Annotated in this window: 11 protein-coding genes; 5 read left to right on the forward strand and 6 right to left on the reverse strand. The window is 40.4% G+C overall.

Going from position 1 to position 12,111, the window contains the following annotated elements; all coding sequences use genetic code 11:
* Complete coding sequence (locus tag ABJD64_RS22610; protein ID WP_348181127.1) at positions 1–1,410, reverse strand: MBL fold metallo-hydrolase; 1,410 nt, start codon at positions 1,408–1,410, stop codon at positions 1–3.
* 174 nt (positions 1,411–1,584) lie between these two features.
* Positions 1,585–2,604, reverse strand: a complete 1,020-nt coding sequence (gene metX, locus ABJD64_RS22615) for a homoserine O-acetyltransferase (RefSeq protein WP_348181128.1) — start codon at positions 2,602–2,604, stop codon at positions 1,585–1,587.
* Between the two features lie 182 nt (positions 2,605–2,786).
* On the opposite strand from metX, the gene ABJD64_RS22620 reads away from it, so the two are divergent.
* Positions 2,787–3,968, forward strand: a complete 1,182-nt coding sequence (locus tag ABJD64_RS22620) for an O-succinylhomoserine sulfhydrylase (protein WP_348181129.1) — start codon at positions 2,787–2,789, stop codon at positions 3,966–3,968.
* Position 3,969: 1 nt separating this feature from the next.
* Here the strand turns inward: ABJD64_RS22620 and ABJD64_RS22625 are convergent, their stop codons facing one another.
* Positions 3,970–5,097 (reverse strand): Fic/DOC family N-terminal domain-containing protein, encoded by a 1,128-nt coding sequence (locus ABJD64_RS22625; protein WP_348181130.1) that lies wholly within the window; start codon positions 5,095–5,097, stop codon positions 3,970–3,972.
* 247 nt (positions 5,098–5,344) lie between these two features.
* Between ABJD64_RS22625 and ABJD64_RS22630 the strand changes: the two genes are divergently transcribed.
* Positions 5,345–6,706 (forward strand): hypothetical protein, encoded by a 1,362-nt coding sequence (locus ABJD64_RS22630; protein ID WP_348181131.1) that lies wholly within the window; start codon positions 5,345–5,347, stop codon positions 6,704–6,706.
* A 2-nt stretch (positions 6,707–6,708) separates the two neighbouring features.
* Here the strand turns inward: ABJD64_RS22630 and ABJD64_RS22635 are convergent, their stop codons facing one another.
* The gene (locus tag ABJD64_RS22635; protein WP_348181132.1) at positions 6,709–7,824 is read right to left on the reverse strand and encodes an acyl-CoA desaturase; all 1,116 of its coding nucleotides are present in this window, start codon (positions 7,822–7,824) and stop codon (positions 6,709–6,711) included.
* 151 nt (positions 7,825–7,975) lie between these two features.
* On the opposite strand from ABJD64_RS22635, the gene ABJD64_RS22640 reads away from it, so the two are divergent.
* Entirely contained in the window at positions 7,976–9,409 is a 1,434-nt protein-coding gene (locus ABJD64_RS22640; protein ID WP_348181133.1) for a sodium:solute symporter, read from the forward strand.
* On the opposite strand, the gene ABJD64_RS22645 is transcribed toward ABJD64_RS22640, so the two are convergent.
* Both ABJD64_RS22645 and mltG read right to left on the reverse strand, forming a co-directional pair.
* Positions 9,404–9,736, reverse strand: coding sequence for an MGMT family protein (locus ABJD64_RS22645; protein WP_348181134.1), 333 nt, complete (start codon positions 9,734–9,736; stop codon positions 9,404–9,406). The genes ABJD64_RS22640 and ABJD64_RS22645 overlap by 6 nt on opposite strands.
* The gene (mltG, locus tag ABJD64_RS22650) at positions 9,736–10,773 is read right to left on the reverse strand and encodes an endolytic transglycosylase MltG (protein WP_348181135.1); all 1,038 of its coding nucleotides are present in this window, start codon (positions 10,771–10,773) and stop codon (positions 9,736–9,738) included. The genes ABJD64_RS22645 and mltG overlap by 1 nt, the downstream gene beginning before the upstream one ends.
* Positions 10,774–10,837: 64 nt before the next feature.
* Between mltG and ABJD64_RS22655 the strand changes: the two genes are divergently transcribed.
* A complete protein-coding gene (locus tag ABJD64_RS22655; protein WP_348181136.1) occupies positions 10,838–11,464 on the forward strand; it encodes an L-threonylcarbamoyladenylate synthase in 627 nt (208 codons plus the stop codon).
* Positions 11,461–12,066 carry a WbqC family protein gene (locus ABJD64_RS22660; protein WP_348181137.1) on the forward strand — a complete coding sequence of 202 codons (606 nt, stop codon included), beginning with the start codon at positions 11,461–11,463 and terminating at the stop codon, positions 12,064–12,066. The genes ABJD64_RS22655 and ABJD64_RS22660 overlap by 4 nt, the downstream gene beginning before the upstream one ends.
* Positions 12,067–12,111 lie beyond the last annotated feature (45 nt).

Genomic DNA, 12,111 nt, shown 5'->3' on the forward strand with positions numbered 1-12,111 from the left:
TTACTTTAAAGTCGATGGACATACAAAGTCCGTTCTTTTAATTCCTGTTTCAATAATTCCTTTAAATCCCAATTCTACATTCACCAAGTCATGAATTCCTCTAGATTTTAATATTGAAGAGGCAATCACCGAGCGGTAGCCACCAGCACAATACAGGTAGTATTGTGTATCGGGATTGACTTCGTCCATATGAGAGTTTATAAAATCCAGTGGGAATGTTGCTGACTGATCTACATGCTCCGCTTCAAATTCACCAGGTTTTCGTACATCAAGCACATTCAATGTTGTCTGATTCATCCGCTTCTCAAACTCCTGAGGAGTGATAGATGCCAATGTGTCCGTTTCTTTGTTGGCTGCCTTCCAGCTGGAGAAACCTCCTTTTAAATAGCCTAACGTATTGTCATAGCCTACTCTTGACAATCTTGTCACCACTTCTTCTTCTCTGCCACTGTCGGCCAGAAAGATAATTGGCTGCTTCAAGTCCGTAATCAATGCTCCTACCCAGGGAGCAAAGTTTCCATCGATTCCAATGAAGATCGAGTTAGGAATATGGCCCTTTACAAATTCGCTCTGATGTCTTGTGTCTAGTACCAGCGCTCCTTCATGATTTGCCATGGCCTCAAAGGTCTCTACATCCAACGCAACAGTTCCTGTTTCCATTACGGTATCAATGCTCTCATATCCGGACTTATTCATCATTGCATTTTTTGCAAAGTACTGAGGAGGTGGCATGATACCTTCGGTCACTTCTTTTATGAATTCCTCCTTGGTCATATCTGTACGAAGCGCGTAATTGGTTTTCTTCTGATTGCCCAAAGTATCCCAGGTTTCTGAAGACATATTCTTGCCACAAGCAGAACCTGCGCCATGCGCAGGGTACACTACTATTTCATCAGACAAGGTCATGATTTTGTTTCTTAAGCTATCATACAAGTAGCCAGCCAGATCTTCTTCTGTCAAATCAGATTTTACTGCCAAGTCAGGACGACCGACGTCACCTATGAACAGTGTATCACCGGAGAAGATTGCTTTTTGGTTTCCCTCTTCGTCAATCAATAGGAAAGTGCTGCTTTCCATGGTATGCCCAGGCGTATGAAGCAGTTTAATTTTTGCCTCACCAATTTCAAAAAGCTCTTCATCAGTCCCAATATAGCTTTCGAACGAAGTTTTGGCTGTGGGTCCGAAGACAATCTTTGCTCCTGTCTTTTTTGCCAGGTCCACGTGTCCAGATACAAAATCTGCATGGAAGTGCGTCTCGAATATGTATTTGATGGTCGCGCCATTTTCTTTTGCTTTTTCTACATAAGAATCTACTTCTCTCAATGGGTCAATGATAACTGCTTCATTGCCACTTTGAATGTAATATGCGCCTTGTGCCAAACAGCCTGTGTATATCTGTTCTATTTTCATTACCAATTCAATTTTGGGTTTCTTGTTGCAAATGTACGTCAGCTACGCCTATTGGTTTGTAACTAAAGTCACGCGAAGATAATGGGAATGGGATAAGCTTTAAACTGAATTATTCAATTCAATAGTTAATAGTTATCAATGAGATTCATAACCAACTGATTATAAACCTATTAATTAGCTCAAAAATCCTTCAATCAGCTGGTTGATTTTCTCAGTTTCGGTAAGAAATCCGTCATGTCCATAGAATGATTCAATCTCATGATAGTGCACATTGTATAGATGATCAGCTATTTTCCTTTGTTCCCTGATTGGAAAAAGGAGATCTGAAGTAATACCTATCTGCAATACAGGAATTCGGATGCCTTCTAAAACTTCGATTAGTGTACCTCTTCCTCGGCTTAGATCATGGCTGTCTAGTGCTTTGGTAAGATTCCAAAGTAAATATCCGCTGAAACCACGATTGGCCAATTTCGAACCTTGATACCTAATATAGGAGTCTGCCTTAAAATCGTCCACTTTTGCCTCTTCGTCACTTTGGGTTTGCTCAAAAATTTCATGGTTGCGATATGACAACATGCCGATGGCCCTCGAAGCGGCAACTCCGGCAGCTCCAGCCTCCGGATCATTATTTTTCCAGCTTGGATCGGCTTCGATAGCCAAGCGCTGCGCTGCATGCACAGATATTCTCCAGGGTGATTCCTTTGGTGCCGTGGCTACCAATATCAGCCTCTCAAAAATTTCAGGGTCCTGCACAGCCCATTCATAGGTTTGAAACCCTCCCATAGAGCCACCTAATCCTATGGCAATTTTTTCAATTCCCAAATGATCTCTGAGTAATTTGTGCGCTTCCACCATATCCCTAATGGTTATCCTGGGGAAAGAAGAGAAGTAAGGCTTACCGGTTTCGGGATTAACAGAAAGTGGGCTTGTGGTACCATAGGGAGACCCCAATATATTTGCACACACAATAAAATGCTTTTCCAGATTGATGACTGAGTCATTTTCAAACAGACCGTCCCACCAATCTATGGCTTCAGAATTTGCTGTCAATGCATGAAACACCCATACCACATTGCTCTTGTCCGCATTCAGCTTGCCGTAGGTATGATAAGCGATTTCGAGTTGAGCGAGTACATCGCCTCTTTCCAATTCGAAAGGCGCATTATGCTGATATGTGAGGGCTTTTTTTCTCATGGGATTTTGAAGGCGCAAACCTAATAAATGTACCAGAATACTTTAGCCTACTACCCAATTTTCGACGCGAACTTTACATATTTGCAAAAATCACATAGAATCCATGTGATAATTCTATTAAACACCCAGGCATCTAACCCAAATCAAGAATTACTGATTGTTAAAATTATTGAAGGCATACCATGAAAAAGTACCGACATTTCGAAACTAATGCTATTAGAACCCAGATCGAGACCACTCATGAAAAGGAGCATGCATCTCCAATGTATCTCACCTCAAGTTTTGTATTCGATGACGCCGAAGAAATGCGAGCGACCTTTGCTGAGGAAATAGATAGAAATACTTATAGTCGATTTACCAACCCCAACACAACAGAATTCATTGATAAGATGTGCGCACTCGAGGGTGCTGAGGCTGGCTATGCCACCGCCACAGGAATGGCGGCAGTATTTTCAACGTTTGCCACTTTGTTGAATGCAGGTGATCATATGCTTTCCTGTCGATCGATCTTTGGGTCTTCTCATTCAGTGATTACCAAGTTCTTACCAAAGTACAACATAGAAAGCACATACCTGGATTTAGATGACACATCAAGCTGGCAAGACAAGGTCCAACCTAATACTAAAATATTATTCCTGGAAACACCTACCAATCCGGGCATAGAACTGATTGACCTTGAATTTGCCGGAGCTTTCGCTAAAAAGAACAATCTGATTCTGATAGTAGACAATTGTTTTGCTACGCCCTATTTGCAGCAACCCATTCCTTATGGTGCCGATTTGGTGATTCACTCTGCAACCAAGTATCTGGATGGCCAAGGCCGGGTAATGGGAGGTATGATTGTTGGGAAAAGCGAGCTTATTAAGGAAATCTATACTTTCAGTAGAAGTACCGGGCCTGCCCTATCTCCTTTCAATGCCTGGGTGCTATCAAAGAGCTTGGAGACACTTGCCATCCGTATGGAGAGACATAGTGAGAATGCATTGAAATTAGCCGAGTGGCTGGAAGCCAACGAAAATGTGGAATGGGTACGGTATCCATTTTTGCCGTCGCACCCTCAATATGATATTGCTAAAAAGCAGATGAGAAGTGGTGGTGGTATGGTATGTTTTGGTATAAAAGGTGGATTAGAACGTGGCAAAAATTTCCTCAATAGCGTAGAAATGTGTAGCCTCACGGCCAATCTTGGCGACACACGTACCATTGTTACTCATCCGGCTTCGACTACTCATGCCAGGCTCACAGATAATGAAAGAGCAGCTACGGGAATAGCACCAAACTTGATTCGGATTTCGGCCGGCTTAGAACATATCGATGACATTATTGAGGATTTAGCATCTGCTTTTGGAACATCAAAGAACTGAGTTAGTTCGATAAGATTCTGTACAATTCCAGATTGAGGTAGTAATGGTGCCCCTCAATGGTTCTTTTTTCCAGTACCTGCAAGTCGCACAACTCATTTAGGTAGTTCCTTGCGGTGTTCTCGGCAAAGGCTTTTTTATCGGTCAAGTGTTTTACCTTGGTGTAGGGCTGGGTGAAGATGATTTCTACCAATAGCTCTGGTCTGCGGATAGATGAGTTTTTTTGCAGTTCTTCAAGAATTTCATCTTTCACCGATAATATTTCATTGATTTTGTTGTAGGTATCGTTGGATGTTAGTTCAACAGCCTTTAGCATATACAAAATCCATTTCTTCCAATCTCCCCTTTGTGAAACACCGGCAAGACAGCCATAATATTCATCCTTATTTTGGATAATAAATTTACTTAAGAACAAGATGGGAAAATCCAACAAGCCTATATGGGTCAGGTAATGGATGTTAAATATTCTTCCAGTCCTGCCATTGCCATCCCTATAGGGGTGAATGGCCTCAAATTGAAAATGTCCCATGACCATTTTCATCAAGGGATCTACTGGATATTTTTGATCATCATTGAGAAATTCAAGAAGATTAGACAGTTGATTCTCCAGAACTCCTTTACCTCTCGGCGGGGTGTAAATAACCTGCCCTGTATTCAGTTCACTACCTCCCTGCCTGATCACAATCTGGCTAAACGGTGAGCGTATACTATCATTCGCTTCCTTTATCGTTTGATAAACCAGATCTAAATAACCCTGATCGAATTCCTTCTTGCCTTTCATATACGCATGTCCCTGCCATAACGCCTCTCGATAACGTAATACTTCCTTAGGCGGACCGAAAATCGGTTTTTGGTCTGTTTCACTATAGGCCTTGTAGAGTTCGTCGTCCGTTGTGAAAATATTTTCAATGGCACTAGAAGCTTTTGCCTCCTGCAAACTGATGGTACTGATCAGAACCCCTTGATTCGATAATGTGGCACTTCTCCCCTGCAATCTGGCCAGGGCAGCTTTAGACTCGACAAGTGCTTCATAAATTTCCAAATTGTGGTAATTCTCCTTGTCTATTGGAAATAGAGGCATATCATTCCATGGTTTATTTCTGTCAGGGTTAATTGCGTATTTAACTGCCATGCGTAAGAGTATTTAATGTTTCTGCAGACTTATGACTTTAAATTTAAGGCATTTTTTTGGTAAACATTAAAATTGTATACTTTTAATGTTTATTCTCTTTCAGGCATTAAAACCTACCAAAGGTCGCAGGCAGACATTAATTCATAAAATTATTAATGTCTGCATAGCATCCAGACCTTAAAAGAGCGGCTAGTTTCAAAATGTCCTTAGAATGATTTAGATTAATCCTCGCAAACAGAAAATCTAAATGAGCGACATTCCAAAAGATCAGATCAGTGACTGGCTTAAGAAGTTGGAGCGGGAAAGTTGGCAACTAGAATTGCTGGTCTCTGCTTTTACCATATTTCTTCTCATTCAGGCTACCATATCCTTTGAAGGTTTTATTACTGAAATAGAATATCAATATAATTTTCAGTCAAGTAAGTACAGCGTGCTTTATCTATTTTTAGGACTAGTGCACAAATCTCTGGAAGCTCTTGTTATCTGCCTGATCTCACACCTGATGCTTCGTGGATTTTGGATCGGCACCATAGGCCTCCGCTCTGTGCAATCCAATATTGACTTTTCTAGTCTGAATTACAGTGCTTTCTTCACAGAAAGACTTAAAAAGAAAGTCATTAGCCTAGACCAGCTTGTAATCAAGCTCGATGAGATATGCAGCGTCATTTTTGCCTTTGCCTTTTTAGTCATCTCCATTCTGATGGCCTTTGGTTTGTACTTAATGTTTCTGGGCATCATTGCTATTACCATGAATGCAGTGGGTGATCTTACTCCGGACTGGATGGATCCTGTGATTGGTATTTCTGCCATTATCCTGTTTCCCACCTTGTTGCTAACCGGATTTATTTACATGACGGACTACTTTACGCTAGGTTTTTTCAAAAAAATCAAATGGCTTTCAAGGGTTTATTACCCGTTTTACAGACTTTATAATGTTATCACATTGTCTGTACTTAGCCGAAGCATCTATTATTATATGATCAGTAAGTTCTCGAAGCGAAAGATTAGATTGGTGTATGCCATTGCCGGTTTTTTACTATTCTTCTCACTTATCTTCAAATTTGATCAGCATCAGTACTATCCCGGGAAAAAAGATGCACTCTCCATGTCAGCCAACTACTACGACAATCTCAGACCGAAAGATGATTATATCAGCCATGCCAGTATATCTTCCGATTTTATAGAAAAGCCTCATTTTAAATTATTTCTAAGATATGATGCCAGAGATAATCAACTGATCAAAAAACATTGTGAAGATTTTATTCCTATGAAAGAGGATGGTTTAAACTGGCGGTTTAAGACCAGGTTGGAGGGAGGTAATCTTCATATTGGCAATCAAAATTTTGCAGACGAAGATTTTGGTAAGGCACTTTTGTGTATGAGTTCAATTTACCAGGTTTCCATAAATGATTCACTCTATCAGGATTTGAATTTTCGATTCTTCACTCACCCTGATAAAGATCAAAAAGGAATCATCACCGTAATACCCACAGACCATTTTCTTCAGGGGGAAAATATTTTGGATATAAAAAGAATTGAGCTAGACTCGATCGACTCTCCTTTGGCTGAAGATTTTGCTACAATTCCTTTTTGGTTTCGGAGCCAATAGGGTTAAGCTTCTACCAATTGACTATCCGGAGTACCCAACCATTTAAGCATCTTGGTGTGCTCCATCATGGTTTCGAAAAAGCCTTCTTTTGCATGATAAGGAATATTAAATTCCCTGGCTGTTTCTATTACTATCGGAGCAATAGATGAATAGTGAACATGACAGATATGCGGAAAGAGGTGGTGTTCTATTTGAAAATTCAGCCCTCCACCGTACCAGGTAACCAGCTTACTCTTGTTGGCAAAATTCACTGAAGTATACAACTGATGTACAAAGCGGGAATACTTCATTTTTCCGTTTTCATCTGGTTCCGGATACTCCACTTCGGGTAATAAATGAGCAGGTTGAAATATCACTCCTACACCTAATCCAGCAGCCAAATGCATGACAAAAAAGCCGAGAAAAATCTCGCCTCCAGTATAGGAAGTAAGGAAGACAGGAATACCTATAATCCAGCTAAAATATATCATCTTGGTTCCTATCAAGATGATATACTCCGTCAATACACTTTTCACATTTTTGTAAAGAATACCTTCCTTTTTATATCTCGTGATTTTTGCAAAATCTTTGATTGTAACCCAGAAAAATGTACCCAAAGAATAGAAAAACCAAACATACAGGTATTGGTATTTATGAACTTTTTTCAGCGGGGTTGCCGGCGAAAATCGCAAGATAGCCTTAGGCTCAATGTCTTCATCATGATCTTCAATGTTGGTATAGGTATGATGCTTTACATTGTGCTGAATTTTCCAATTCATAGCATTAGCACCTACCAAATTGAGTGTGTAGCCCATCAAGTTGTTCACCCATTTGTGTTTGGAATACGACCCGTGATTACCATCGTGCATGATACCCAGCCCAATACCTGCCATTCCGATTCCCATAAGTATGGCCAATCCAAGAGCTGCCCAACCTGCCGGTTCGAAATAAATAATAGCTACAAAAGGGGCAAAAAACAGAGACAGCATAAACACCGTCTTAAAATACATCTCCCCATTTCCGTATTTAGAAATTCCTTTAGACTTGAAATAATCATTTACTCTTCCATTCAATACCTTCGCAAATTCTTTGCAATGTGCATCTTCATTATTGAAATGTATATTCCCTGCTTCACTCATAAATAATTGAATTTCTTGACCGTTTCTATACCTAATTGAAAACCGATCCGCAATATAATTCCAATAACCGAAGATTGCGCCAAAACCCCTGATTAGTTCCTATGACAAGAATCAGTATGTTTGCTACAATAAAACAATTATAGCCTACTCTATGAGTCCATTCCTAGTTTTTTCGGTCATCGCAGGATACTTCATTCTCTTGATGACTATTGCTCATTTCACTTCCAAAAACTCTGACGCTGAGTCATTTTTTACTGCCAATCGCCAGTCACCCTGGTATCTAGTGGCCTTTGGTATGATCGGCGCATCCCTGTCTGGGGTTACTTTTATCTCCGTGCCCGGAGAAGTGGGAAACAGTCATTGGGCTTACTTTCAAATGGTGTTAGGTTATTTGGTCGGCTACTTTGTCATTGCCACTGTGTTGCTGCCACTTTATTATAAAATGAATTTGGTCTCGATTTACCAATATTTAGATTCCCGCTTTGGTGAAATGTCATATAAAGTTGGTGCTTTTTTCTTTTTGATCTCTCGTGTTATTGGGGCCTCCTTCCGACTATTTTTGGTTGCGTCTGTATTACAAATTGCTTTTTTTGATGCATTTGACATTCCGTTTTCTGTATCCGTATTCGTTACAATTGCTCTTATCTGGCTCTATACTTTCAAAGGTGGAATAAAAACCATTGTATGGACCGATACACTCCAGACTTTGTTCATGCTACTGGCTGTGGGAATTAGTATATCAGTCATAAGTGACCAACTCGACTTATCCCTGAGCGATCTGTTCGGAGTATTGCAAACGAGTGAGTTGTCAGACACCTTTATTTGGGAGTGGAATGCACCGCGTAATTTCTTCAAACAATTTTTTGCCGGTGCCTTCATTGCGATTGTCATGACTGGATTAGATCAGGACATGATGCAAAAGAATTTGACCTGCCGTTCGCTGGGAGACGCTCAGAAAAATGTCTTCTGGTTTAGCATCGTTCTTATTTTCGCCAATCTACTCTTCTTATCACTAGGCGTTTTGCTCTATCACTTTGTTGAGGCCAATCAAATAGATCTGACTCAAACTACTGATGCACTCTATCCTTACTTGGCTATGAATCATTTTGGCATTCTTGGTGGTATAGTTTTTTTATTAGGTGTCACTGCTGCTGCATATTCTAGTGCGGATTCAGCGCTTACTGCTCTGACCACCTCATTTTATATTGACTTTCTGGACAAAAATCCGAGCGAAGAAGACGGTAAAAATCGATTACTTGTTCATCTTGGTTTTTCAATATTGATATTCGTAGTAATACTCATCTTCGAGGCCATCAATGATGACAGTGTAATTAATTCCGTGTTTCGAGTAGCAGGTTATACCTACGGACCTCTTTTAGGACTTTATGCTTTTGGATTATTTACCAGAAAACAAGTGGAAGACCAATATGTGCCTATGATTTGCCTGATGGCCCCAACTTTCACGTATTTGATTAATTTGTACTCAGAAGCCTTATTCGGAGGTTATAGGTTTGGATTTGAATTGCTATTGGTCAACGGACTCCTAACCTATCTCGGACTATTATTGATCAGCAAAAAATCATAGCTCGAGCTCTATCGCCGGATCCCAGAAGTGTTCTTTAAAACTTTGGATCTTGTCATTAACAATGGTCAACCCCTCAGCTTCCAGCTTTTCCTGCATCAGAGTGGGCGTAGCAAAATGCATCTTTCCGGTCAATAATCCCTGGCTGTTCACTACCCGATGGGCTGGCACATCATGCTGTCCATGCGCAGCATTCATGGCCCATCCCACCATCCTGGCACTTAATCCTGATCCCAAATACTTTCCGATCGCCCCATAATTTGTCACCCGACCTTTCGGAATGAGTTTAACTACTTCATAGACATCGTTGAAAAAAGAATGCTCTTTCATTATCTGTAAATTCCGGCCTTATTCATTGCTCGCTGAAACTTTTCAGCGTTCCGATTGTGATCAATCAGATTGGTCGCAAAGTTGTGTCTACCTGAAAAATCTTCTTTGGCACACATGTACAAATATTTGTGTTTCTCGTAATTCAACACCGCATCTAAGGAGTTAATATTGGGCATATTAATTGGGCCTGGAGGTAGACCAGCGTTCAAATAAGTATTGTATGGAGAATCTATTTTTTTGTGCTTGTTCAACACCCTACGAATCTGAAAGTCACCACTTGCAAATACCAACGTAGGGTCTGCCATCAGCGGAATACCCCTTTTTATTCTGTTCAAATACAATCCCGCAACTATTTTCAGTTCATCGTTTTGAATCGTCTCTGCTTGTACTATAGATGCTAAGACTGAAATTTCTTTTGGCGACAAACCAATGGTTTCTGCCTTAGCCAATCGCTCGGCGTTCCAAAATTTATCGTACTCCTTTTTTAGTCGAGCCAATAAATCTGCTGGCTTGGTATTCCACCACATTTTGTAAGTGTTTGGGATAAACATCCCAATAAACGAAAGACTGTCAAATCCATAGGCCCGCCGAACGGAATCAGTCAGAATTAAATCTGCAAATTGCTGCTCGGTCATTTCCAAATTTCTTGTTATTTTTTCCGGAAGGTCTTTAAGAAGTCTTGCATTGTTAAAGGTAACATTGACCTCAGTTTGGTCACCTGCCCTCAGCTTTCGAATGACTTGAACATTGGTCATTCCGGGTTCAATTAAATACAAACCCGGCTTCACTAGCTGATCATAATCCATCATCTTCGCCAGAAAGCTAAAAGACACCAAATCATTCAGGTAGCGCCCCTCATACAGTTGTTCCTGAACATCCTTGAACGTATGCCCTGTTCTTATCATTAGCGGTTTAGGATCTTGCTCCACCAAAAAATTGGGAGAATAGATCATCTGCCAAAAATAAAAACCAAAAGAGGAAAGCATCATGGAGAAAGCCACGATTGCCGAACCGATCACTATTTTCTTTTTATCCATTGGCGGCAAAAGTAATTATTTAGAATAATCTTAACTCATTTGTTTTAATTTTAGCACTCAAATCATGGATACAGAATTCATTAAACTATACGAGGAGAATCCCGACCCTCAAAAAATTGAAGGCATCAGCGAAATTCTAAGAAATGGTGGGGTTATCATTTATCCTACTGATACTATTTATGGGATGGGGTGTAGTATTTTTAGCGCTAAGGCTATAGAAAAGGTCAAAAGGCTCAAACAAATAAAAGGCAAGACCAATTTTTCATTTATATGCTATGATTTGAGCCATATCTCAGAATACACTAAATCACTGTCCAATCCGGTTTTTAAACTGATGAAAAAAGCGCTTCCGGGGCCATTTACATTTATCCTAAATGCAAGTAGCAAGGTACCTAAACTCTTACATGCTTCTAAAAAAACAGTGGGTATCAGAGTGCCTGACAATAACATTCCCAGAGAGATTGTCAAAAATCTTGGGAATCCGATCATTACTACTTCCATTCGTGACGACGACGAAGTACTCGAGTATTCGACCGATCCAGAGCTAATCTATGAAAAGTACAACGGCCTAGTGGATCTTGTAATTGATGGCGGTTATGGAGAAGTCACCGCCAGCACAGTGGTCGATTGCACCGAAGATGAACCCGTATTGATAAGAGAAGGGTTAGGAGATTTGTCAGAATACTTATGAGAACTTTAATTGAGAGTCAATATTTTCCGTGCCTCGAATATTTCAGTTTAATCAAAAATAGAGATGAAGTATGGATCGAGGCTAAAGAACATTTCGTAAAACAGACCTATCGAAACAGGTGTTATATTTTAGGTTCAGACCGTGTTTTGCCATTGGCCATCCCTGTGATCGGGGGAAATAAAAAGACTCCAATGGATGAAATTAAGATCGACTATGGCCAAAAGTGGCTCAACAACCACTGGCGTGCTATCATCTCGGCCTACAACAAATCTCCATTCTTTGAATATTACGAGCCGTATCTGCACAAAATAATGTTTGCCCGGCACGACACGTTGCTGACCCTCAATAGGGAGCTGCTGACATTCTGTCTTAAAGTACTCAATATTGACACCGTCATAAAATACTCATCCACCTATGAAAAAGGGCCATTCAACGAAACGGAGGATGTTCGTTCGGTAATCCACCCCAAAACAGATTATATTTGTAGAGAGTATTTCACCCCAATCCCGTATCAGCAATTATTTGGTAGCAAATTTGCTACTAACCTTAGTATCCTGGATTTGCTCAGTTGCGTTGGGCCGGATGCAGACAAATACTTATAAAATCGAAAGTTCAGAAACGATTCAATTAATTCTTTCGTTTTTAGT

Source organism: Reichenbachiella sp. (assembly GCF_039944555.1).
Taxonomy (GTDB): domain Bacteria; phylum Bacteroidota; class Bacteroidia; order Cytophagales; family Cyclobacteriaceae; genus Reichenbachiella.